The sequence below is a fragment of the Thermostichus sp. MS-CIW-25 genome, from assembly GCF_054060015.1.
In genome coordinates this window covers 1-23703 of sequence record NZ_JBSSCS010000041.1, presented here as the reverse complement: position 1 = coordinate 23703, position 23703 = coordinate 1, and the positions used below count along the sequence as shown (strand labels likewise).

The following is a 23703-nucleotide window of genomic DNA, read 5'->3' as shown; positions in this document are numbered from 1 at the left end:
TGTTTTGGTTACCCAGTTCAACGCCTGGAGGAAAGCATCCAAGGTCGCATCCAATTTTGCGGCTTGCGACTCAGACACCTTGAGCTTGCAGGAAACGGTCAGGACTTGGGTCATGGCCTTGTTATTATTGTATTGTATTGATATTGATTATTGTATTTTCCTCGGATTCTTCCCGGCCCTCGACCTGCGGGCAGAAGGCGGGGCTCCTGCGGCTTCTAGCTGAAGAGACGAGGTAGACTCATGCCTTGGGATCTGGGGCGGTTCTGGAACACACTCACCTACTATGAGGCCCTGCCTTTGGCGGAGGTGTGGCGTTGGGTTCAGAATGGGTTCCAGGCCGTGGAGGATGATTGTGTGCCACCTTCTCTTGCCGAGTCGGCTCCTATCCAGGTGGGGGTAGTGGGGGAAGGTTTGCCTGACGGGTTGGCGGAGGCGCTGCGGCAGCAGGGCGTGGAGGTGAGCCAGACACCAGATTGGGCGACGGCAACGGTGATCCTGGGTTTGGAGGATCCGCCAACAGCCAAGGCTTATCTGGAGCAATTGCGCAGCAGTGGGCAAACGGAGCGAATGCTGTTCGACTTTCGCCGGCCCAACCCAGATCTGAACCGGTTTTGGGGCATTTTGGACGATGTGGTCATGGGAGGGGTGAGCCAAAGCCAGTTGCAGTGGGGGGAGGGGCAGCTTCTGTTTACAGGGCAAGTTTCCACGGCCAACTTTGGGGGGTTTGTTTCCACGCGCACCCGCAATTGGCAGCCGCCGCTGGACTTATCGGAGTTTGCCGGTCTGGAGCTGCGCCTGCGAGGGGATGGGCAGCGGTATAAGGTCTTACTGCGGGATCAAGGCGGCTGGGACAGCCCCGCCTACGGCTATGCGTTCGACACTGCGCCGGGAGAAGAGCAGACCGTTCAGATCCCCTTTGCGGAGATGGTTGCCACGTTCCGCGCCCGCCTTGTGCCTTCGGCTCCTGCGCTCAATACTCGCCAGATCTGCTCTCTGCAGGTGATGTTGAGCAAGTTTGAGGCGGATGGCCGCTTGAACCCCCGTTTCCGACCGGGGCCTTTTCAACTGGGCTTGCGCTGGATTGGGCTGTATCGTCGGGAGCCTCTGCCGCAATTGATCGGGGTGGCGCGGGGATCCCTTGCCCCGGAGTGGATAGCTGCCCTGCAGGGTAGCTCCAGCCGTTGGTGTGGGGTGGAAATTCCGGCGGAGATGGAGGGATCCGCTCTGGCAGCCCAGTTGCTGCGGCTGATGCGGTCGCCTCAAAATGTGGGCCGGGTGGAACGATGGGCGGCCTTCCATGCTTAGGTTCCCGGCCTGCTTGCCTTTCAAAGGATCCCTGGGATGGGCCTTGGGGATGGGTTTTTTGGCCGGGCTATGGCTCCTATGGGGGCAGGGGATCCCCTATCTGTTCGACTGGGATGAGCTGATCTACGCCAGCTTGGCGCGGCAGATGCTGGCCAGCGGGGATCCTTTCTCGTTGGCCATCAACGGGGAGCCCTTTTTTGAAAAGCCGCCCCTGTTTTTTTGGCTGCAGGCCCTGTCCATGGCTGTTTTGGGGATGAACGAATGGGCGGCGCGGTTGCCCAATGCCTGGGTGGGCGGGATCACAGTGGCGCTATTGGTGGGGTGGGGATCCCATCTGCGTGGGGTGGGGTTTGGCTGCCTGTGGGGGATCCTACTGCTGACGGGCTACCTGCCCTTGTTTTTTTACAAAACCGGCCTCATCGACCCGCTGTTGAATCTGGGGATGGGGGTGGGTCTGGGATCCCTTTGGGCCGCCGAGGAGGCCTGGCGGGCCGGGTACTCTGGACGCAGGTGGAGAGCGGTGGGGGCGCTGGCTCTGGGCTTGGCGGTGTTGGCCAAAGGGCCAGTGGGGTTGGTGTTGCCGCTGCTCATCTGGGTTGGCTACAAGGTCTGGCACCGGGATCCCCAGACCGGCTGGGGAGACACTCTGGCTTTTCTGGGCTTGGCGGCGGCTATTCCCCTCGCTTGGCTGGCGCTGGAAGGGGTGCAACGGGGGCCGCAATGGGTGGAAGAGTTTGGGCGCTACCAATGGCGCATCCTCACCACCTCGGATGGGCATCCCGGCCCGGTTTATTTTCATCTGCTGGCCTTTGCCTTGGGGTGCTTTCCCTGGGGCGCTCTGGCCTTGGCCGGGATCCTGCAGACGATCCCCAGGAGTATGGGCTTGGTGGATTTGACTCGGCGGGCAGAACATCTGCTGTTGGTGGCTTTTGGGGTGGTGCTGGCCTTGTTTTCGCTGCTGGTGCAAACCAAGCTGGTACACTACACCTCGCTGCTGTACCCCATTGGGGCCTACTTTGCTGCCGTGCGCCTGCAGCGGCTGGGGTTAGAAGAGGCCCGGCTCAGCTTTTGGGAAGGTTGCTGGATCCTGCTGAGCGGCTTGTTTTGGCTGGCCCTGTGGCTGGTGCTGCCCTGGCTGGGATCCCAGGACCCCGCTGGGCTAGTCCAAGCATGGGTCTTTGCCGGCATCCCTGACGACTTTTCCAGCAGCTTGGTGCTGGGATACCTGCAGGCTGAGGTGGAGTGGCCGGTGTTGACCTACGTCCCCGCCGCGATCCTGCTGCTGGGAATTCTCCTTTGGAGTCGAGGACGGCGGCGGGCTTGGGGCTGGACAGTTTTGCTCTTGGCCACGGGACTGAGCGCCCAACTGGCCTGGTGCTGGGTCTTCCCCCGCCTGCTGCAACACACCCAGGGAGGAGCCGTCCACTTTTTCCGGCAGTTTGCCACTTCCGAAAACAACGCCCAGCCGGCTCTCTCTGGAACGGTGGGCCTGTACGGCTTTCGCTCTTTTGTACCCTATTTTTATGGCCCGCTGCAGGTTCCCTACGCCGCCAGCCCAGAAGAGCTGGCCGACTGGCAAGCCCAGGGGCAGGCGCCCGACTACCTGGTTACCTGGGATCCCTTTGTAGCTGAACTTACAGCTCCCGAGGGCGAACAGGCAGCCATTCTGGGATCTTGGCGGGTCGTCGAGCGCCGCAGTCCCTTTTGGCTGTTGAAAAAAACCTCTTCTCCTCCCTAGGCCCCAGATGAGCCAGTACGTGCTGCGCATCAGCGATATTCCCGCCCAAGATCGCCCCCGCGAGCGGCTGCTCAGCCAAGGAGCAAGGCACCTCTCCCATGCGGAGCTGCTGGCCATTCTGCTCAACACCGGACAGGGGCCGGGCAAACTCTCAGCAGTCGGCCTAGCCCAGTTGCTCCTGAAAAAGTTAGAAGCCCAAGGGGATCCCTTGGCCCAGTTGCGCCAGGTGGAAGCCGGAGAGCTGATCCAGATCGAAGGCATTGGCCCGGCCAAGGCAGCCACAGTGTTGGCCGCCATCGAGCTGGGACGACGGGTGTTTTTGAGTCGTCCGCCAGACCGGACAGCCATTGAGTCGCCAGAACAAGCGGCTATGGCTCTGAGTGGTGACTTGATGTGGGAATCTCAAGAGCACTTTGCTGTCTTGCACTTGGATGTCAAGCACCGTCTGCTCAGCCAGCAGATTGTAACCCGGGGCACCGCCACCGAAACCCTGTCTCATCCGCGGGAGACTTTCCGCAGCGCCATCAAACAGGGGGCCAGTCGCATCCTCGTCGCCCACAACCACCCTTCCGGTTGCTTGGATCCCAGCCCAGAAGACCTTGCCCTCACCCGGCAACTCTTGCAAGCGGGGCAACTGCTACAGATCCCGGTCTTGGATCACCTTATCCTCGGCGGCGGACAGTTCCTCAGCTTGCGCCAGCGCACCAACCTTTGGCAGGAGTTTCCCCAGCCGGAGTAGTCTTCACCCCCAGCCTTTCTCCCAGAGAGAGAGAGTAGAATCAAGGCAACGGACAGGTTCGCCGTCTTTGGGTTGCCGCGCCCAAGGGATCCCTGTATGGCTCTCAAGCATCCGGGAGTGGCTCAAAACGCATTCCCACCTTGAGCTGGCCGCCATTGACCAAGTCCCAAGCCGATTGTTCTTTTCTGCCGGGCAGTTGCGCCCGTCGAATCAACAGGGATCCCTCTCCGGTGGCTACATAGACTCCTTCTCCCCTGGCCAATCCCACCACCTCGCCAGGGCTGCCTTGGGGGAGATCGCCAGGGGGTGGGTGCAACTGAGGAGAGGCAGAGCGGACAATTTTGATCCGCTGCCCCCTCAAACTGGTGAAACAGTCGGGAGAAAAGGCGCGGATTTGGTTGTGCAAGGCCTGGGCAGGGCGCTGCCAGTCGAGGTGAAAGTCTTGTTTTTTGAGCAAAGGGGCGTAGGTTGCCCGGGATCCATCCTGAGGAATAGGGGTGAGTTCCCCTTTCTCCAATTTCAAGAGCGTTTCCACCAAGAGTTCTGCCCCCAGTTGAGCCAGTTGGGGTGCCAATTCTAGGCTGGTTTGCTCTGGCCCAATGGGTAGCTTGGCCTGGAGCAGGATGGCCCCCGTATCCATTCCCTCATCCATGAGCATGGTGGTCACGCCGGTCTCGGTTTCTCCGTTGGCAATGGCCCACTGGATGGGAGCAGCGCCACGATAGGCCGGCAACAGGGATCCATGCACATTCACACAGCCCAGCTTGGGCATCTGCAACACCGTCAGGGGCAAGATCTGGCCGTAGGCCACCACCACAAACACATCGGCGGCCAGCGCCTGCAAAGCTGCCAGCACCTCTGCATCCCGCCGCAAGCGGACAGGCTGCCACACAGGGATCCCGTGGGCCTGGGCGAGAACCTTGGTAGGGGGGGGAAGCACCTTTTGTCCCCGTCCCTGGGGCCGATCCGGCTGGCAGACCAATCCCACCACTTCAAAGGGAGACTGCGGCTGCAACAGGATCTGCAGCGAAGGCAGGGCAAACTCTGGCGTGCCGAAAAAAACAACCCGCATGGCCAACCCCAACGAGCACTGTCCTTCAGAATACGCTCAGCCAGCGGCTGCAAACGCTCGGCTACTTACTATCTCCTCCGTCAACTGACACCCGGAGATTCAGTCTGGGAGGCAGGAGAAGGGGGTGGCGGCTTATCCAGCGGAGAGATTTCTCTCTCTGAGATGGGGGATCGCCCGGTCAAGGGCACCTGCGGGGACTGCCAAAAGGCGGGCTGTTTGAGATCGAACTCTTGGCTCCAGGCCGGGAAAAAGGAGCCCAGTTTCTGCCCAGAAAGCCGCAGCCGTTGCAAAAAAGTCCACTCTAGACGGGTTAAGGCTCGCCGCAGAAAATCCTTAGCCCAAGCCGGATCCGGAGCTTCTGCCGCCTGCAAGTTCACCTGCAAGAGGCCCAGCTTGGGATGGAAATGAACCCGTGCTTGGATCCCTTCCGGACGCAACAGGTAATTGAACACCTGCTGGATGGCCACCTCATCCCCCCGCTGAGCGCGATACAGAGGGCTGTTGGGGTTGGGCTGGGGCTGATAGCGCCACTCGCGGTGCCATTCCGGGATCCCTTCATTGGCCAGAAAGCCAAACAGCTCCACCTGACGCTGCCTGTGGGTCAGCGCCATTTGCTCCAAGGCCGGCGAGAGGCTCCCCAGCAAAGCATCCGGCTCAGGCAAGGAATCCCCCTCTAGACGCAGCAACAGGCGGTGGCCGGAAAGCCGCGCTTGTACCTGAAGATGGCCCAACCCCAGGGATTCCAGAGCTTCTTGCAGATCGGCCAAAATGGCGGGCAGAGGAGCCTGGACATCCAAAGAATCGCTCACCGACAAAAGATCTCCAACAAGCCCTAACCCAACCTAGCCAATTTCCAAGGTTGCTTGGATCCCTGGGATCGCCGGCCAAGATGGCCAGATCCATTCACCTCAGTTGCTAGACCCCCAGGATCAGGCGAGCTGCAGCGAACTGAGTTAACCTCAGCAACGGCTACAGCCCATAGAAATCCGGCCCGGATCCCTCGTAGCTGGGGTTGACCCGCAAGTTTAAGTGGGGACAGATGATCTCGCAGGTGCGGCACTGGATGCAGTTTTCCAAAGACATGGCATGGGAGCGGATCCCATGTTGGTCGCGGATGTGGTGTACCTCTGCTGTGCAGTCGGCAACGCAGGGGGTGGGGCGATTCAGCTTGTCGTAGGTGGCGATGCACCGGCGGCAGGTTTCGGCGTCGAACTCCAGGATGTGACGGTTACCCTCGGGGTAGCGGGGATCCGCGAAAAAAACCGCATCGGGCCGCGAGAAATAGCCCGGTCGAGAGGCCAATTCCTGGGGAGCCAAGGTTGTGGGGGCCACAAAATCCGCTTGAATGGCAGCGTGGGGGGCCACATAGCCTCGCGGGGGTGGCTCGCTGGGGCTGACCCGCCCGGTGAGCAGGGTGTAGGCGCGCAGAGTTTCTCGTCCGCGGCGAACGGGATCCTGTAAACCCCAGCGCAGGGATCCCAGCCAGGGATGGCCGGCATCGACGCTGCGGCACACCTGAGGCAAGTATTCTTCCAGCAAGCGGGAGTTCTCCAGAAAAGCCTCGCGGAAATAGCGACTGCGGTAGAGGTTTTGCCCCACCGCACTTTCCATCACCGCCCTTTGGTAGTCGGCCTGGATGCGCAGATCCCCTTTCAAGAAGCCATCGTGAATGAGGCCCGCCGCCAGATAGCCGGTTTCCATGGCATTATCCACCCCGGCCAAGCTGCCCACATCCAACACCCCCAGCGCATCCCCCAACAGCAAGGCTCCCTCAACGCCAAACCGGGTGGGCAGGCTGTGGTAGCCCCCTTCGGGAATCACGGCAGCCCCGTACTTGAGCAACTTGCCGCCGGCAATCAGGGACTGGATCCAGGGGTGAGCTTTGAACTCCTGCAGACGCTGCTGGGGGTTAAGGTTGGGGTTCTTGCTGTCTAGGCCGATGATCAGACCTAAGGCCAGGCGATTGTCTTTGAGGCCATAGACAAAGCCCCCGCTGAAGCTGCCATCCAAAACCGGGTAGCCCAAGGTATGCCACACCTGCCCCTGCAGGGACTGGGGGATCTGCCATACCTCTTTGACCCCCACCGACCACAATTGCGGGTTGGGGCGCAGTTGAAACTTCTCGATGAGATCTTTGGAAATGAAGCCTTTGTCGCCAAAGCAGGTGAGTTCGGCAAAGATACAGTCTTCGTACACTTGGCCAGAATCGCTTGCCCGTACCCCGATCACCCGCTCCCCCTCGTAGAGGATTTCATGGGCGGCAAAGCCGGGGAACACATCGAGGGTAACATTTGGGATCCCTTTGGCTTTTTCCTGCAGGGTTTCGGCCAGCCAGCGGATCACGTGGCTGAGGGTGAGAATGAACTGCCCCTGCTTGCGAAATCCGGGTGGGATCACCGCTTCCGGCAGATCCCAGCGCTGTTGGGATCCCAGCACGCTCAGATGATTGGCTTCCACCCGCCCTTCATGGGGAAATCCTTGGCTTTCAAAATCGGGGAAGAGCTTGGCGATCACCTGAGGATTGCAGATGGCGCCACTGACGATGTGACCGCCGAATTGGCGGGCTTTTTCCAAAATGGCGATGGAGATTCTTAGCCCGGATAGCTTGGCCAAATCCAAAAGGCGATGGGCCAAGATCAAGTTGGAGGAACTCCCCCCCACCAACAGAAGGTCGTAGCGGATGGCTTCACTCATCCTCTCCACGCGGTAGCTCCGGATACGCTGCCTGTATCTTAAAAAGGGGAGGGGAGAAAGAGGGCAAAACTTTAGACCTTCTCAAGCCTCTGGTGCGAGCCCCCAGCAAGATGATCGTCGTCGGCCTAATGTCGGGCACTTCGGTAGACGGGATCGATGTAGCCATCGTCCACCTGGAGGGTGACGATCCCCTACAGTGGGAGTTAATGCATTTCCAGACGATCCCCTATTCCCCAACGCTGCGGGCGGAGATTTTGCGGGCTGCGGATCCCAAAACCGGCACGGTAGATCACATCTGCACCTTGAACTTTCGCTTGGGTCGAGCTTTTGCGGCAGCGGCCTTGCAAGGGATCCAGGCGGCCCATCTCACCCCCCAACAGATCGATCTCATCGGCAGCCATGGTCAAACCCTTTGGCATAACCCCGGTGGGCCAGAAGCTTCGACTTTGCAAATCGGTGAAGCTGCGGTGATTGCCGAGCTGACCGGGATCCCGGTGGTGAGCAATTTTCGGGCGCGGGACATGGCGGCAGGAGGTCAAGGCGCACCTTTGGTAGCTTTTGTGGATTGGCTGCTGTTGAGGCATCCCCACCTTCATCGTGTGGCCCAAAACATCGGCGGCATTGCCAACCTCACCTATCTCCCCAGCCTCTGCAGTGGGGGATCCCCCTTGGCTTTCGACACCGGCCCCGGCAATGTTTTGATTGATTTGGCGGTGATGCGGGCCAGCCAAGGACAACAAGCCTTTGATCGCGACGGAAAATGGGCTGCCCAAGGCCAAGTCCACTGGGAAAAAGTTGCAGAATGGATGCGGGATCCCTATTTTCAAAAGGCACCGCCCAAAACCACTGGTCGGGAGTATTTTGGATCCCTTTATTTGGAGCAAATTTGGCCCCAATTTATATCCGCCCACGACTGTATTGCCACCCTCACAGGGTTTACGGCCTGCTCCATTGCCCAAGCCTATAGGGACTTTTTGCCCGCGACCCCAGATCAAGTTATTCTCAGCGGTGGCGGCACCCAAAACCCTGTTCTCATGCAACTGCTGCAGGAGCAACTGCCGACCACAACCCTGTTGACTTCCGACCAAGTGGGGATCCCTTCTAAGGCCAAAGAGGCCCTTGCCTTCGCGGTATTGGCCTATAAAACCTGGCAAGGTAAGACCAACAATTTACCGGAAGCAACTGGGGCAAGACATGCTGCCATCTTGGGCCAAATCACACCCTCTTGTCGTAACCAGTCCTAACTCATCTGTATCGTTATCTCCAACAAGCTTGAGCCATTCCTCATACTCCCGAGGAAAGAGAAATGTCCGGAATTGCGGCGGAGCCTCTGCCGAATCCAGATCTCGCTAGGATGTCACGCAAGGCTGAGAAAAGCGATAAAGTTACCTTGCCAAGATCTATAAATCAAAAGCCCTAGTTCTTATGAAGGATCGTCCTCTGCCTCCACTTCTGCTGGCAATCATGATTTTTAATTTCTTCATTCTCTTTGGCTGTAGTGTTGTCCGGCATCACCTGTTTCAGTCTGGAGGATATGATCTTGGCATCTTCGACCAATCCATCTATCTAATCAGTCGGGGAGAGGTTCCGTTTTCGACCATTCGAGGGATCCACATCTTGGGAGACCACGCAGCCTTTATTCTCTATCCCATCAGCTTTTTGTACCGCATTGTCCCCTCGGTCTATTGGCTGTTTGGGCTCCAATCCCTGGCGTTAACTTTGGGAGCATTGGCTATTTATCACCTTGCACTTCAGGCCAAGGTCGATCCCAGCCAAGTGATGGTGATTGCCACAGCCTATCTTCTCTATCCGACCATTTTTAACGCCAACCTTTTTGATTTTCATCCAGAGGTTTTGGCCGTTCCCCTTTTCTTGGCGGCTGTGCTCTGCATTCGCTCTGGAAAATTGTGGGGGTTCCTTCTCTGTTTGAGCGGCATCCTCGGCTGTAAAGCAGTGTTGTCTCTCAATGTTGTCGCCCTGGGAGCCTGGCTGTTGCTTTGGGAAAGAGGACGAATTCAAGAACGCTGGCAATGGCGCTGCCAAGTGGGCGGCTGGACGGCAATTGCAGCAGGATCAGCTTGGTTTGGGATAGCCACTTTTGGGGTCATTCCTCACTTCAGCGGCAGCGAGCCGGCAGCAGTTTCCCACTATGGCTATCTGGGCGATTCTGTTGTGGAAATTATTCAAAGTTTAATCTTGAGGCCGATGTTGGTTTTGAGCAAAGTCTTCTCCCTGGACACCCTGCTTTATGGAGTTTTGTTGGTCGTGCCTTTGGCTTGGGGCCTCTCTTGGCGGCATTGGGATCCCTGGATCCCTGCCCTGCCTACCCTGGGTTTGAATATACTCTCCAGCAACCCCGCCTATCGAGATCTGGTGCATCAGTACGCTTTGCCTATCGTTCCTTTCTTGTTCTTAGCTGTCATCGAGAATGTGAAAAATCACCTCTTCCAGAGCCATTTTATAAAAGATGGAAAACTGCCCCTGATCTGGTCTTCGCTGGCCTTTTTGGCCTTGGGGAAATACACCTTTTTCGGCTCGATTTATCTCAGCTCCCTGGACACTTGGCAGGCAACCCGACAGGCTCTTGCCCAGATCACCACCCAAGGGGGCGTCCTCACCACCCACGAGATCAGCCCTCACCTCACCCAGCGACCTGTAATCTACTTTACAGACGAGGGCCGCTTCAATGGATCCCCGCCCTCTCAGTGGGATCCCTTTGATTATGTGTTGCTCAACACCCGTCATCCGGGGTGGCGCAGCACTCCAGAGTTCTCCCGTATCCTGATCGAAGCTTTACAGAAGGAAACCCAGTTTCAGCTTCTGTACCATCAAGATGGGGTGTATTTGTTCTCTAGGTTACGAAAAGACCTCTAAGAATCGCATAAGAATCGCAATTCTAAGGACTGCAGACTACTTTATTGGCACTTGATCTAATTGACTTAAACCAAGTCTTCTTCTCGTTGCAACAAATGATTAAGAAACTGCTGCTTCAATCTAAAGAAATTGTTTACACTTGCAAGGCTTAATCTGAGCTTAGTCTTCTCTTAACTTCAAGCCACTAACTTTGTAGTGCCTATCCTCATGCGCGAATAGAGTAGCGCAGGGGTTAGGTGCTGTTTTATAAGACTCGCCAAGTTTCTAAACAAAACTTGTCAAGACAAGAGGAGAAGTCAACATGAGTATCCATTCGCATGGCCCTAAGCTTCGTCCTGGAGACGAGCCTATGTGTAACCACTCTCCCAACCCCACTTTCAGCAGCATCCTGGAGAGCCGTTTGCAGCGGCGTCAAGTGTTGCAGGGGGGAATTGCTGCAGCGGTGGCCACCTTTTTTGGCTTGCCTGCGCTGAACGGTGCTTCCAAATCGGCAAAAGCCGCCAGTGGCAGTGCTTTGCTGGGCTTCAAGGCAATTCCTGTGAGCGCGGAAGACAAACTGGTGGTGCCCGAAGGCTACACTGCCCGACCGCTGCTGGCTTGGGGTACTCCCATCAACGGCACCTATCCACAGTTCAAGCTGGAAAACACCGGTGCCGAGCAGGGAATGCAGGTGGGTACCCACCACGATGGCATGCACTTCTTCCCCATCGAAGGGAAGGATCCCTGGCAGGGCAGCTCCACCGAGGGTTTGCTGGTGTTTAACCACGAGTACGTTGAGCCTCGGTTTATGCATGCTGCGGCTGTGGGCCAGAAGCTGGATTCCGACCTGTATCCCACCAATCCTGACGGCACCCGCGATCCCGATCAGGTGCTGAAAGAGCTGAATGGCCACGGGGTGAGCATTGTCCACATCAAGCAGCAGGGAGACGGCAGTTGGGAAGTGGTGCGGGATCGCCTCAACCGCCGCATCACCGGTCTTACCCTCATGGAGATCCACGGCCCGGTGCGGGGATCCGACTTCGTGAAAACCAAGTTCAGCCCTGAAGGCACAATGACCCGGGGTACTTTGAACAACTGCGCCCACGGCGTCACTCCCTGGAATACCTACCTCACCTGTGAGGAGAACTGGGCTGGCTACTTTAGCAACACCAGCAAAGGCCCCGACCAAAAGCCCAACCTGCCCCGGGAGCACAAGCGCTACGGCGTGAGCACCGAGACTTCCCGCTACGGCTGGGAGCTGGCCAGCAACAAGGCAGACGAGTTCATCCGCTTCAATGCCACCCCCACCGCTGCGGATGCCACTCAAGACTACCGCAATGAGCCCAACACTTTTGGCTGGGTGGTGGAGATCGATCCCTTTGATCCCAGCAGCACTCCCAAGAAGCGCACCGCTCTGGGCCGCTTCGCCCACGAAGGCGTGGTGTTTCAGCCGCCGGTGGAAGGCCAGCCGATTGTGGCCTATATGGGGGACGATGCCCGCTTTGAGTACATCTACAAGTACGTCTCTGCCGAGCCCTACCGCAAGGAAACGGCGGGTGGACATCTGTTGGACAATGGCACCTTGTATGTGGCCAAGTTCAACGAAGATGGCACAGGGGAGTGGCTGCCGCTGGTGTTTGGGAAAAACGGTCTAACCCCGGAAAACGGCTTCACCAGCCAAGCAGATGTGTTGGTGAACACCCGCACGGCGGCGGATTTTGTCGGTGCTACTAAAATGGACCGGCCTGAGTGGGGAGCGGTGGATCCGCAAACCCGCATGGTCTACCTCACCCTGACCAACAACAGCCGTCGGGAACAAGACCAGGTGAACGCTGCCAACCCCCGTCCCAAAAACAAGTGGGGTCACATCATCCGTTGGAAGGAAGCCAACGACCGGCCTCAAGCCACCCGTTTCGAGTGGGATCTCTTTGTCTTGGCCGGGCCGCCGGAAGATAGCCGCAAGCTATCGGGCCAGCCCCTCAATGAAGACAACATCTTCAACTCTCCCGATGGTCTGTGGTTCGATGCCAGCCGTCGCCTCTGGATCCAGACCGACACCAGCGAAAGCAATCTCAACAAAGAGGAGTTTGCGCCTTTTGGCAACAACCAAATGTTGGCTGCCGATCCGGATACAGGGGAAATTCGCCGCTTTTTAACCGGGCCGATTGGGCAGGAGATCACCGGTGTGGTCACCACTCCCGATCAGCGCACCATGTTCATCAACGTGCAGCACCCAGGCGCCAGCACCAGCGAGGACGACTTTGCTGCCGGCAAGGTCGATTCCCGCTGGCCAGACTACGACCCCAATCTCTACCCCCGCTCGGCGGTGGTGGTGATCACCAAAAATGACGGCGGGATCATCGGCACTTAATCGGCGCTGAATCCTCATTATCAACCGCATCACGCAATCAGGCGGCAGGGATCCTTCATCTCTGCCGCTTTCTTGCACTTAACCCAGCAAGGCTGATCCCTGCAGGGTCAGGAATCTGGAGCTATCTCTCAAGTACCAATTCTCCCTCTGGGAGACGAGCCGGGGGTGAGGGAAATTAATCCCACAGGTTTAAATCCGTCACTGCTCCCAAGCTGCTGCTGGAGACCAGCTTGGCGTACTTGGCTAGGGTGCCCCGTTTGTAGCGAGGCTCAGGAGGAGACCAGCGGGCGCGGCGGCGGGCCAGCTCTTCTTCGCTCACATGCAAGTGCAACTGGCGAGCCGGGGCATCAATGGTGATGAGATCCCCTTCCTCCACCAGGGCAATCGTGCCCCCCACATAGGCTTCGGGAGCCACATGGCCCACTACCATGCCGTAGGTGCCGCCGGAGAAGCGGCCATCGGTGATCAGGCCAACGCTATCCCCCAAGCCGGCGCCGATGATGGCCGAAGTGGGCGAGAGCATCTCCCGCATGCCGGGGCCACCTTTGGGGCCTTCGTAGCGGATCACCACCACATCCCCTGCTCGGATCTGGCCGGAGAGGATGGCCTGCAGGCAGGACTCCTCTGAATCGAAGACCCGCGCCGGCCCGGTAATTTGCGGGTTCTTGACGCCGGTAATCTTGGCTACTGCTCCTTCGGGAGCCAGATTCCCCTTGAGGATGGCCAGATGCCCTTGGGGATACAGGGGGCTGTGCCAAGGGCGGATCACCTCCTGATCCGGGCTAGGCTCGTCCGGCACATCCCGCAGGACTTCGACGATGGTCTGGCCGGAGATGGTGAGGCAGTCCCCGTGCAGCAGGCCGTGGTTGAGCAGCATTTTCATCACCTGGGGGATCCCGCCGGCCCGGTGCAGGTCGGTGGCCACAAACCGCCCTGAAGGCTTGAGATCGCAGAGGACAGGCACGCGAGCACGAATGGTCTCGAAATCATCTAGCGTCAGGGGCACTTCTGCCGCATGGGCAATGGCCAGAAAGTGGAGCACGGCGTTGGTGGATCCCCCTACAGCCATGATCACCGAGATGGCATTTTCAATGCTTTTACGGGTGATGATGTCGCGGGGGCGGATGTTGGCTTTGATGGCCTCTGCCAAGACCTTGGCCGATTGGGCTGCACTTTCGGCTTTCTCTTCGTCTTCTGCAGCCATGGTGGAGGAGTAGGGCAGACTCATCCCCATAGCCTCAAACGCGCTGGACATGGTGTTGGCCGTGTACATGCCGCCGCAGGATCCCGCACCAGGACAGGCGTGGCGTTCCACCGCCAGCAGCTCTTCCTCGGAGATGCGCCCGGCGCTGAACTCCCCTACGGCTTCAAAAGCGCTGACGATGGTGAGGTCGCGGCCATTGTAGTGACCCGGCTTGATGGTGCCGCCGTAGACGAAGATGGAGGGCACATTGAGGCGGGCCATGGCGATCATCGCCCCCGGCATATTCTTGTCGCAGCCGCCGATGGCCAAGAGGCCATCCATGCTCTGGCCGTTGACCACCGTCTCGATGGAATCGGCAATCACTTCCCGCGACACCAGCGAGTATTTCATCCCCTCCGTGCCCATGGAAATGCCATCGCTGATGGTGATGGTGCCGAACACCTGGGGCATACAGCCCGCTGCCTTCAGAGCCGCCTCCGCCCGCTCCGCCAGAGTTTGGATCCCGATGTTGCAGGGGGTGAGGGTGCTGTGGGCGTTGGCAATGCCGACAATGGGCTTGCCGAAGTCTTCGTCGCGAAAGCCCACGGCTCTGAGCATGGCGCGGTTGGGGGAGCGCTGTACCCCTTGGGTGACCACTTGGCTGCGCAGTGGGAGCGGAGAATTGGCCATCATTGCCAGAGGGAATCGAGAGGAAGTGGGCAAGGAAGAAAACGGCTAGAACTCATCCTACCGCCTCTCTTCGGGGGAACACTAGCTCTGCCGGCAAGAGGGATCCAAACCAAATCTGAAGCAACTCTGTAAGTTGTCTGCACCTGCGCCAGGAATCGGCCAGCCTACCTAATAGAAGGGATCCCAGGTTCCAATCGCGTTAGCGAGACCGAGTCAAGACATGGGGGCCAGGGATCCTGGGTGTTGGTGTTTCCCCTTCGTGTTGGCGAAGCCTCGTATGGTTCTCAGCTCTCCTCCCTCCCCGCCGGTAGTGTCCAGCAGCGCCGACCGCGTTGGCGGGACAGAGTCCTCACAGGAGATGTCGCGGGATGTGCTCACCCTCTCCCGTCATGTTTTGCAGCAGTTTGGCAGTTTTACGGCAGAGGCCCAAGACTTCAGCGCCCTGATGAACCGCATTGCCCTGGCCGGCAAGATGATCGCCCGGCGGCTGAGTCAGGCAGGACTGATCGAAGGGGCGCTGGGGGTTACCGGCAGCCTCAATGTCCAAGGGGAAGAACAGCAACAGATGGATGACTATGCCAACCGGGCCTTCATTCGCGCTTTGGAGCAAACGGGCCTGGTGTGTCGGCTGGTCTCGGAAGAGATGAAAACCCCGGCTCGCCTGCCGGAAAACTGCTCCCTCAGCCGCCTGGCCCTGATGATCGATCCCCTGGATGGATCCTCCAACATTGACGCCAACCTCAGCGTCGGCTCCATCTTCTCCGTCCTTCACCCTCTTGAGGATCGCCCGGAAGCGGACAACCAAGACCTGCTGCAACCGGGCCGTCGCCAACTGGCTGCGGGATATATTCTCTACGGCCCCAGCACCCAATTGGTCTATTCCGTCGGCAAGGGGGTACACGGTTTTACGTTGGATCCCAGCTTGGGGGAATTTATCCTCTCCCGCAGCGACATCCGCATTCCTGAACGCGGTTCCGTCTACAGCCTCAACGAGGGCTATTTCTGCCACTGGAGCGAAGGGATCCAAAACTTCGTTCGCTATGTCCACCGCCGCGATGGCTACGTCTCCCGTTACAGCGGCGCTTTGGTGGCGGATTTTCACCGCATTCTGCTCCAGGGCGGAGTTTATCTCTATCCCGGCACCCAGAAAAAACCGGAGGGCAAGCTGCGCCTGATGTACGAGGCCAACCCCCTGGCTTTTCTGGCCGAGCAGGCGGGCGGGGCAGCCACCACCGGCACCGAGGCCATCCTGGATATCGTTCCCCAATCCCTCCACCAACGGGTGCCCCTCATCATCGGCAGCCGTGAGAACGTGGAAGAAGTGCTGCGCTGCCTGGAAGGTTCTCTGACCCCCTAGCCACTCTTTTCCCCAACCCTATCCACCCAAGCTGAGCCGACTCTATGGTGACCCTGGCTGAAAACCCCCTCCGCGTTGGTCTCAACCAAGAGCGCACTCCGGATCCCTGTATTTTGGTGCAGTTTGGGGCTTCTGGGGATCTGGCGGCCCGCAAGCTGATCCCGGCCTACTATCGGCTGTTTGTGCAGCGACGGCTGCCGCCGGAGTTTACCTTGGTGGGGGTGGCCCGCCGCGATTGGACTCACGAGGTTTATCGGGAAAAAATGCGGGCTGCCGTGCAGGAGTTTGCCCCCCAGGACTTGGGGCCGGAGGCCCTATGGCAGGACTTCGCCAGCCGCCTGTTCTATTGCCGCCTGGATATCGGGGATCCAGAAGGCTATCTTCGCCTGAAGCAACTGCTCAGCCAGTTGGATGAGGAGCGGGGCACCCGCGGCCACCGAGTGTTCTATCTGGCGGTGGCGCCGGACTTCTATGCCCAGGCCATCCAACAGCTGGGGGCAGCCGGTATGGTGGCCGATCCGACCAAAACGCGGGTGGTGATCGAAAAGCCCTTTGGCCACGACCTCACCTCGGCCCAGGAACTCAACCGCCTTGTGCAGCGAATTTGCCAGGAAGAGCAGATCTACCGCATTGATCACTACTTGGGCAAAGAGACGGTGCAAAACCTGCTGGTCTTCCGCTTTGCCAACGCCATTTTCGAGCCTCTCTGGAACCGCAACTACATCGACCATGTGCAGATCACCGTGGCGGAGACGGTGGGGGTGGAGGATCGGGCCGGCTACTACGACACTGCCGGCGCCCTGCGAGACATGGTGCAAAACCACCTAATGCAGATCTATTGCCTGACGGCCATGGAGCCACCTGTCTCACTGCGCAGCGATGGGGTGCGCAACGAAAAGACCAAGGTGCTGCAGGCCACCCGCCTAGCGGATCCCCGCAATGTGGCAGCCGCAGCGGTGCGGGCGCAGTACGGCCCTGGCTGGATTGCCGGCAAGCCGGTGCTGGGCTATCGGCAGGAGCCCAATGTCAATCCCCAGTCCAAAACCCCCACCTACGTCGCTCTGAAACTGGAGTGTGATACTTGGCGGTGGAAGGGGGTGCCCTTCTACTTGCGCACCGGGAAACGCCTGCCCAAGAAGGTTTCGGAGGTGGCCATTCACTTTAAGCAGGTGCCCCTTTCCCTGTTCCAATCGGCAGCTCGGGAGGTGAGTCCCAACATCCTGGTACTGCGCATCCAACCCAATGAGGGCATCTCGTTGCGCTTTGAGGCCAAGATGCCGGGGCCAGAGATCCGCACCCGCTCGGTGGATATGGATTTCCGCTATGGGACGGCTTTTGGAGCGAGTACACCGGATGCTTACGATCGCCTGCTCCTGGATTGTCTGTTGGGAGATCCAACGCTGTTTACCCGTGCCGATGAGGTTGAAGCGGCCTGGCGGGTGGTGACGCCGGTGTTATCGGCCTGGGAGTCTGAGCCCGGCAGCGGCAATGGCGGCGGTGCTGCACCGCCTCTGTTCACCTATGAGGCCGGCACTTGGGGGCCAAAGGCTGCCGAAGATCTGCTCACCCAATCGGGGCGGCGGTGGCGGCGCCTCTGATTTGGCTGCTCTCGGCTGGTAAACCATGGCCTATCCACCTCTGTGTAAGCCGGGGCACCCTCAGCAACAGGCAGAAGAGCATGAGCAGCTCAAGAGCCCTTTCAAATGGCCGCTGCAGAAGAGCATGACTCTAGTCAATAATAAGCTCAACTATACTGAAAATAATGTATAATATGTTCAGTACGGATTACTACCAGTTGATCTTTCTGTTTACTTTCGAGTCTGCCAACATGGTAGCCAAAGCAAAGCAGAAAATTGGTAGTAAGACGACACGGAAACTGCGCTTTGGGTATTCTACTCAAAGCTTTGCGGGATACCGCCATTCTGTTTGGAAACAAACAGAATGCTATCGCTGCATAGTTGAACAGTGATGTTCAGCAGTGTTCAGCGTAAATGTATCAGAACACCAAGACGTAGGGATCCCCGGCTGTTGCAGCTAACATGGGCATGGCCTGTTTATTGCGTGGGTATCATGCCGCCACTGTTGTTCCGGTTATCCGTCCGGCCCTGGCGAGCCTTGTCGGTGGGCCTGGCAGTTGTGTTGGGGATGGGAGGGTGGAGCTCTGCCCAGGCCCAGGTGTTGCTGCACGTCCCTCTGCCCAATGGGGGCTTGATGCAGGCCCAAGCGCTACAACTGGCCACCGACTCGCTGCGGCTGGCCCAGTTTGGTCAAACGGAAGAAGCGCTGCGCCGCCTGCAACTGGCCGTGGCCATGGTGCCCAACTCCTCAGAGCTGCTCTATGTTTTGGGCAACGTCCACCTAGAACTGGGGGACTTGGAGCAGGCGATTGCATCGTTGCAAAAGGCCCGCGCCCTATCTCCTCAAGATGGGGATGTCCTCTACTCGCTGGGATCGGCTTATTTGCGGCAGGGCAGCTACTTTGCCGCTGCTGAGACCCTGGAACGAGCTGTGGCCCTGCAACCGGATAACCCCAACGCTCGCTTCCAACTGGGCAATGCCTACCTCATGCTGGATCGGTGGGATGCGGCCCGGCAGGAATATGAGAAGACCTTGCAGTTGGATCCCGCCTATTGGCCGGCCATGAACAACATGGGCTTGGTGGACTATGAGCAGGGGGATCTCGACGCCGCCATCGATCGCTGGGAACGCACGATAGAGATGAACAATGCCGTAGCAGAGCCCTATTTGGCCCTGGCGACTGCCCTCTACATTCGGGGAGAAACCGAACGGGCTGAGGAACTGGGGGCAAAGGCCATGCGCTTGGATCCCAACTACGCCCGCCTGCAGGTGTTGCGGGAGAACCTGTGGCGAGAAAACCTGCTGCGAGATGTGCAGATCCTCCTGCGCACCCGCCCTGTTGCAGAAGCTCTGCAGCAAGCCGCTATCGAGCAGTTCAACCGGCGGATGGGCCTCTCAGAATAGATTCAGGATAGATTTAGGAATTGACAGTGGGAACTTCCGCAGGGGATCCCTTGAGAACTCGTGCCTGAAACTTGGCCCGAATCCGCTCGGCAATCCCGGCACTGTTCAAGCCTAGTTCTGCCAAGGATTCCTCGGGGGTGGCGTGCTCCACCCACACATCCGGCACCCCCAAGCGCAACAAGGGCACTGCCAGGTCGGCGTCGAGCAGGGCTTCGGCCACTGCCGAGCCAAACCCACCCATGAGGCAACCTTCTTCCACCGTCACCACCAAGCGGCTCTGTTCGGCCAAAGGCAGGATCAGCTCAGTATCCAGAGGCTTGGCGAAGCGGGCATTGACCACTGTGGCTGAGATACCGTGTTCTTTCAAGATCTCCGCCGCCTGCAGGCTGGGATGCACCATCGACCCATAGGCCAGGATCAGCACCTCGCCGCCGCTGCGCAACACCTCGGCTTTGCCGATGGGCAGGGGTTCCCATCCCTCTTCTGCCAGAGGCACCCCCACGCCAGATCCGCGCGGGTAACGCATGGCGATGGGGCCCTGGGTGTACTGGATCCCGGTCACCACCATGCGCTGTAGCTCCGCTTCATCTTTGGGAGCCATTAGCACCATTTCCGGAATGCAGCGCAGATAGGCGATGTCGTACATGCCTTGGTGGGTGGGGCCATCGGCTCCTACAACTCCCGCCCGATCCAAGCAAAAGAAGACCGGCAACTTTTGGATACAGACATCGTGGATGATCTGGTCGTAGGCCCGCTGCAAGAAGGTGGAATAAATGGCCACCACTGGCCGCATTCCCTCACAGGCCATGCCAGCCGCCAACGTTACAGCGTGCTGCTCGGCGATCCCCACATCCACAAACTGATCCGGCAGCTTTTCCTTGAGCTTATCCAGGCCAGTGCCCGTATCCATAGCGGCGGTGATGCCGATGATGCGGGGATCCCGCTCGGCCAGCTTGCAGAGGGCATGGCCAAAGACCTTGCTGTAGCTGGGGGGCTTGGGCTTGGTGGGCGGGTAGGGCTTGCCGGTGGCCAGGTCGAAGCGGGATTGGGCATGATACCCCACCTGTTCCGCTTCGGCAGGCGGGTAGCCCTTGCCTTTGACGGTAGCTACATGCACCAGTACCGGGCCGGAGATGCCGTGGGCCAACTCAAAGGCATCCAACAACTCCGCCAGGTTGTGCCCGTCCACCGGCCCCACGTAGGTAAAGCCCAGCTCCTCAAAGATAATGCCGGCTTTGTTGTTTTGCACAGCGGTAACCAGCTTCACCGTTTCCTTAAGGCGGTCAATTTCTGGGCTGAGGCTGGATCCCAGTAGGGGCAGGTTCTTCAGTTGCTCTTCTAGGCTGTCGGCCAAAAACTGCACCGGCGGGCTGAGGCGCAGGCGGTTTAAATAGCGAGGGATCGCTCCCACGTTGGGGGAAATGGACATGCCGTTGTCGTTGAGCACCACCATCAGGTTGGTCTTGGGCAGGTGCCCGGCGTGGTTGATGGCTTCGTAGGCCATGCCTCCGGTTAGGGCCCCATCCCCAATGATGGCCACCACCTTGAAGTTGTCTCCTCGCCGATCCCGGGCGATAGCCATGCCCAAAGCTGCCGAGATGCTGGTGGAAGCGTGCCCCGCCCCAAAGTGATCGAAGCGGCTCTCGCTGCGCTTCAGGTAGCCGGCAATGCCCCCTTTTTGGCGCAACGTGTGGAAATTGTGGTACCTGCCGGTGAGCATTTTGTGGGCATAAGCCTGGTGCCCCACATCCCAGATCACCTTGTCTCGATCCAGATCGAGGGTCTTGTAGAGGGCCAAGGTCAGCTCCACCACCCCCAGCCCTGGCCCCAGATGACAGCCGACCGGGGAATTGGCAGCCGTCTGCAGATGTTTGTCGCGAATCTGGCGGGCTAGGCTGCGCAACTGGCTCAGGTTCAGGTTTCGGAGCTGGTTGGGATGAGTGATGTCACTCAGGTGCATAATGGACTCGTCCTTCCGGTGTGATCTCACTCTAATTCATTTTCAGGAGGGGTTTTGTAGCCCTCCCTCTCAAAACTTCAAGGAATGCAGGGATCCCCTCAATGCTGGGCCAAGGGCAGTAAACTACCCGACCCTGACTGCTTCGCAGTACAGTGCGGGCTTTCAGTAGCCCTGAGCCTGTTATGCTCTCCCAGAGAACAAAACAAACTCGTTCGCGAAGCGAGCCGTAGGCTTAACCTCTGGGCTGGTTTACGGCAGCCCCCAAAAGCGCAATTACGTTTGCACCATTCCAGTCCGCATCCCCTTCCCATCCACAGTGCCCACACTTAAACTGCTTCCCACTGCGATTTTGCTACGCAACGCTATTGCTACGCAACGCTGACGCGACAGGATTGCGCAGGGTCGGGATGGATGTGCAAACACTTGTGACAGGTCTGCGAGGTATAAGCAGGCGGAACAAGGATCAGAGAAACCCCTGCAACTCTCGCCTTGTATTCCAGAAACTGCCTCAGTTGGTAGAACGCCCAACTGTTGGCCCTGCGCCGCTCGGCTTTGCTGCGGGGTTGTTGGTTGATACGCTCCCGTATCCCTGTCAAGTCCTCTAAAGCAATAGCGCTATTTGTGGCCTTTGCCCTAGAAACAATAGCTTTAGAGATGCGATGATTGACCCACGTTTTTGCTACGCAACGCTGACGCGACTGAAAGCGTCTCTCCTTACCAGACAGCCGTTGCAACAGTTCTCTGCATCTGCGCCGCGAACTGCGTGTGCCCTTACTGGCTTTGCGTTGGAGTACCGCCCTCAACCGGGAGTAGTGGTCTCGGACTCTGTTCAACTGCTGTCCATTCCAGTTGTCCCCCTCTGACGTATGGGCAATATCTGTCCTTCCCAAGTCCACGCCTACCACCTGAGCGGTGTTCTGCTGTTCCGGTAACTTTGCTTCCACGCAAATCTGGATGGAGTAGGAACCGTCTTTGCGCTTGACCAGAGTGGCCGTTCGCGTCAGCGGACCGGAGGTCTTTTTGGGATTGGAGCCTGCCAACTGTTCTCTCTGGTAACGGCCAATCGCCAGCTCAAAGCGCTCTCGACCCTCCACCGTGGTGAGCGACACCGTCCAGTCTTTCTCGCGGAACGAGAAGATACGGGCATCGTAGGTCGCAAAGCCCCCCTTGAACGCCTTGACGGGGCGGTTTTTCTGTCGAGCAACTTTACGGGCACTGGCCATCCGTCTGCAGACCTGTACGGCCAAGTTACTGGACAAGCCGAACCGGGCACGGATTTCGCGGTAGCACAGAGACTGAAGCTTAACGGCGTTGGCGATCTTCTCCGGTGTGTTCTGGTTCACCCAGTTCAAGGCTTGGCCGAAGGCGTCCAAGGTCGCATCCAACTTTGCGGCTTGCGACTGAGACACCTTGAGCTTGCAGGAAATGGTCAGGACTTGGGTCATGGTTATATCATCGTAACTCCGCATTCCTCCCGACCCTCGCCCTGTGGACAGAGGGCGGGGCTCCTGCGCTAGTAAGCTGAAAGGGGAGCGCCGGGGAGTTGATTTAAGGGTTAGCATCGCACAAGGCCCCCGAGTGCTCTGGACTTAAGGCCTACGGCCCGCTGTTGCAATTGGTTGCTTCCTTTTTGTTAGCCATGAAAATTGCCGCCAACATCACCCAGCTCATCGGTCGCACCCCGCTGGTGCGGTTGAATCGGATCCCTCAGTCGGAAGGGTGTCTGGCCGAGATTGTGGTGAAGTTGGAGAGCTTTAACCCCGCCGCCTCGGTGAAAGATCGCATTGCCGTCAGCATGATCGAGGCTGCCGAACAAGCTGGCTTGATCACCCCCGGCAAGACCATCTTGGTGGAGCCCACCTCTGGCAATACCGGCATTGGCTTGGCCATGGCCGCTGCTGCCAAGGGTTACCGGCTCATCATCGTCATGCCTGAGAGCATGAGCCTTGAGCGGCGACTGCTGTTGAAAGCCTACGGGGCAGAGGTTTATCTGGCCAGCAGTGCTGGAGGCATGGGGGAAGCCATCTGGAAGGCCGAAGAGATCGTCCGCCGCACTCCCAACGCTTATATGTTGGGCCAGTTCACCAATCCCGCCAACCCCCAGATTCATGCCAGAACCACCGGCCCGGAAATTTGGGAAGATACCGATGGTCAGGTGGACATCCTGGTGGCAGGGGTAGGCACCGGCGGCACCATCACGGGGGCGGGCGAGTTTTTGAAGGGGAAAAACCCGGCCATTCGACTGGTGGCCGTTGAACCCAAGGCCAGTGCCGTCTTGAGTGGTGGACGGCCCGGCTTTCATCGCATTGAAGGGATCGGAGCGGGATTCGTGCCTGATGTGCTGCGGCGCGACCTGCTGGATGAGGTGATCCCAGTGGAAGATGAAGAGAGCATGGTCTACAGCCGGCGCCTGGCCAAAGAAGAAGGGATCCTCTCCGGCATTTCCACTGGGGCTGCCTTGGCGGGAGCCATCCAGGTGGGGCGGCGACCGGAAAACGCTGGCAAGCGGATTGTAATGATCCAGCCTAGTTTTGGGGAACGCTACCTGAGCACACCTCTTTTTCGCGACTTGGAGCGGGATTCCGATTCGAGATGACGATGATGCTGAGACTGCTGCCCTACAGGTCGCCCTGGCCCAGAGGGCGAGCTAGCATGGGTGAGAGTGACGTGGCGGAACGGCAGACGCGCTAGACTTAGGATCTAGTGCCGCAAGGCGTAAGGGTTCAAGTCCCTTCGTCCGCATGAGAATCCCCTACTTC

General features: G+C 58.7%; 15 protein-coding genes and 1 pseudogene. 10 read left to right on the top strand and 6 right to left on the bottom strand.

Features of this window, described 5'->3' with window-relative positions:
• The first annotated feature begins 240 nt into the window (after positions 1-240).
• Genes ACVWZ1_RS12245 through radC form a run of 3 tightly spaced genes read left to right on the top strand, consistent with a single transcriptional unit; the run spans position 241 to position 3782 of the window.
• Positions 241-1305 carry a CIA30 family protein gene (locus ACVWZ1_RS12245; protein ID WP_457467270.1) on the top strand — a complete coding sequence of 355 codons (1065 nt, stop codon included), beginning with the start codon at positions 241-243 and terminating at the stop codon, positions 1303-1305.
• Positions 1298-3043: an ArnT family glycosyltransferase gene (locus ACVWZ1_RS12240; RefSeq protein ID WP_457503514.1), complete on the top strand. Its 1746-nt coding sequence runs from the start codon at positions 1298-1300 to the stop codon at positions 3041-3043. Before ACVWZ1_RS12245 ends, ACVWZ1_RS12240 begins: the two co-directional genes overlap by 8 nt.
• Before the next feature lie 7 nt (positions 3044-3050).
• Positions 3051-3782 (top strand): RadC family protein, encoded by a 732-nt coding sequence (gene radC / locus ACVWZ1_RS12235; protein WP_414375212.1) that lies wholly within the window; start codon positions 3051-3053, stop codon positions 3780-3782.
• Positions 3783-3885: 103 nt separating this feature from the next.
• On the opposite strand, the gene fmt is transcribed toward radC, so the two are convergent.
• The 3 genes from fmt to ACVWZ1_RS12220 all read right to left on the bottom strand — a co-directional run bounded on the left by fmt (position 3886) and on the right by ACVWZ1_RS12220 (position 7548).
• Positions 3886-4854 (bottom strand): methionyl-tRNA formyltransferase, encoded by a 969-nt coding sequence (gene fmt / locus ACVWZ1_RS12230; protein WP_457503512.1) that lies wholly within the window; start codon positions 4852-4854, stop codon positions 3886-3888.
• An 80-nt stretch (positions 4855-4934) separates the two neighbouring features.
• Positions 4935-5663, bottom strand: coding sequence for a hypothetical protein (locus tag ACVWZ1_RS12225; protein WP_457503510.1), 729 nt, complete (start codon positions 5661-5663; stop codon positions 4935-4937).
• Positions 5664-5823: 160 nt separating this feature from the next.
• Positions 5824-7548, bottom strand: a complete 1725-nt coding sequence (locus ACVWZ1_RS12220; RefSeq protein ID WP_457503508.1) for an electron transfer flavoprotein — start codon at positions 7546-7548, stop codon at positions 5824-5826.
• Positions 7549-7640: 92 nt separating this feature from the next.
• Between ACVWZ1_RS12220 and ACVWZ1_RS12215 the strand changes: the two genes are divergently transcribed.
• The 3 genes from ACVWZ1_RS12215 (at position 7641) to ACVWZ1_RS12205 (ending at position 12772) form a co-directional block, all read left to right on the top strand.
• Entirely contained in the window at positions 7641-8792 is a 1152-nt protein-coding gene (locus tag ACVWZ1_RS12215; RefSeq protein WP_457503506.1) for an anhydro-N-acetylmuramic acid kinase, read from the top strand.
• A 181-nt stretch (positions 8793-8973) separates the two neighbouring features.
• Positions 8974-10422, top strand: a complete 1449-nt coding sequence (locus tag ACVWZ1_RS12210) for a DUF2079 domain-containing protein (RefSeq protein WP_457503505.1) — start codon at positions 8974-8976, stop codon at positions 10420-10422.
• A 301-nt stretch (positions 10423-10723) separates the two neighbouring features.
• Positions 10724-12772: a PhoX family protein gene (locus ACVWZ1_RS12205; protein WP_457503503.1), complete on the top strand. Its 2049-nt coding sequence runs from the start codon at positions 10724-10726 to the stop codon at positions 12770-12772.
• Between the two features lie 175 nt (positions 12773-12947).
• Here the strand turns inward: ACVWZ1_RS12205 and ilvD are convergent, their stop codons facing one another.
• Positions 12948-14645 carry a dihydroxy-acid dehydratase gene (ilvD, locus tag ACVWZ1_RS12200; RefSeq protein ID WP_457503501.1) on the bottom strand — a complete coding sequence of 566 codons (1698 nt, stop codon included), beginning with the start codon at positions 14643-14645 and terminating at the stop codon, positions 12948-12950.
• Between the two features lie 358 nt (positions 14646-15003).
• Between ilvD and fbp the strand changes: the two genes are divergently transcribed.
• The 3 genes from fbp (at position 15004) to ACVWZ1_RS12185 (ending at position 18984) form a co-directional block, all read left to right on the top strand.
• Positions 15004-16002, top strand: coding sequence for a class 1 fructose-bisphosphatase (fbp, locus tag ACVWZ1_RS12195; protein ID WP_457503516.1), 999 nt, complete (start codon positions 15004-15006; stop codon positions 16000-16002).
• A 44-nt stretch (positions 16003-16046) separates the two neighbouring features.
• Positions 16047-17600: a glucose-6-phosphate dehydrogenase gene (gene zwf, locus ACVWZ1_RS12190; RefSeq protein WP_457503499.1), complete on the top strand. Its 1554-nt coding sequence runs from the start codon at positions 16047-16049 to the stop codon at positions 17598-17600.
• 472 nt (positions 17601-18072) lie between these two features.
• Positions 18073-18984: a tetratricopeptide repeat protein gene (locus tag ACVWZ1_RS12185; RefSeq protein ID WP_414329391.1), complete on the top strand. Its 912-nt coding sequence runs from the start codon at positions 18073-18075 to the stop codon at positions 18982-18984.
• 13 nt (positions 18985-18997) lie between these two features.
• Here the strand turns inward: ACVWZ1_RS12185 and dxs are convergent, their stop codons facing one another.
• Positions 18998-20944 (bottom strand): 1-deoxy-D-xylulose-5-phosphate synthase, encoded by a 1947-nt coding sequence (gene dxs, locus ACVWZ1_RS12180; RefSeq protein WP_457503498.1) that lies wholly within the window; start codon positions 20942-20944, stop codon positions 18998-19000.
• Positions 20945-21042: 98 nt separating this feature from the next.
• A pseudogene (locus ACVWZ1_RS12175) lies at positions 21043-22389 on the bottom strand (RNA-guided endonuclease InsQ/TnpB family protein).
• A 194-nt stretch (positions 22390-22583) separates the two neighbouring features.
• Between ACVWZ1_RS12175 and cysK the strand changes: the two are divergent.
• On the top strand, positions 22584-23540 hold the full coding sequence (cysK, locus tag ACVWZ1_RS12170) for a cysteine synthase A (RefSeq protein ID WP_457467259.1): 957 nt from the start codon (positions 22584-22586) through the stop codon (positions 23538-23540).
• The last annotated feature ends 163 nt before the right edge of the window (positions 23541-23703 follow it).

Bases quoted from the DNA above. Each gene is read 5' to 3' on its own strand.
- ACVWZ1_RS12245 (WP_457467270.1), top strand. From the start codon at position 241: ATGCCTTGGGATCTGGGGCGGTTCTGGAACACACTCACCTACTATGAG.
- ACVWZ1_RS12240 (WP_457503514.1), top strand. From the start codon at position 1,298: ATGCTTAGGTTCCCGGCCTGCTTGCCTTTCAAAGGATCCCTGGGATGG.
- radC (WP_414375212.1), top strand. From the start codon at position 3,051: ATGAGCCAGTACGTGCTGCGCATCAGCGATATTCCCGCCCAAGATCGC.
- fmt (WP_457503512.1), bottom strand. From the start codon at position 4,854: ATGCGGGTTGTTTTTTTCGGCACGCCAGAGTTTGCCCTGCCTTCGCTG.
- ACVWZ1_RS12220 (WP_457503508.1), bottom strand. From the start codon at position 7,548: ATGAGTGAAGCCATCCGCTACGACCTTCTGTTGGTGGGGGGGAGTTCC.
- ACVWZ1_RS12210 (WP_457503505.1), top strand. From the start codon at position 8,974: ATGAAGGATCGTCCTCTGCCTCCACTTCTGCTGGCAATCATGATTTTT.
- ACVWZ1_RS12205 (WP_457503503.1), top strand. From the start codon at position 10,724: ATGAGTATCCATTCGCATGGCCCTAAGCTTCGTCCTGGAGACGAGCCT.
- ilvD (WP_457503501.1), bottom strand. From the start codon at position 14,645: ATGGCCAATTCTCCGCTCCCACTGCGCAGCCAAGTGGTCACCCAAGGG.
- fbp (WP_457503516.1), top strand. From the start codon at position 15,004: ATGTCGCGGGATGTGCTCACCCTCTCCCGTCATGTTTTGCAGCAGTTT.
- zwf (WP_457503499.1), top strand. From the start codon at position 16,047: ATGGTGACCCTGGCTGAAAACCCCCTCCGCGTTGGTCTCAACCAAGAG.
- ACVWZ1_RS12185 (WP_414329391.1), top strand. From the start codon at position 18,073: ATGCCGCCACTGTTGTTCCGGTTATCCGTCCGGCCCTGGCGAGCCTTG.
- dxs (WP_457503498.1), bottom strand. From the start codon at position 20,944: ATGCACCTGAGTGACATCACTCATCCCAACCAGCTCCGAAACCTGAAC.
- cysK (WP_457467259.1), top strand. From the start codon at position 22,584: ATGAAAATTGCCGCCAACATCACCCAGCTCATCGGTCGCACCCCGCTG.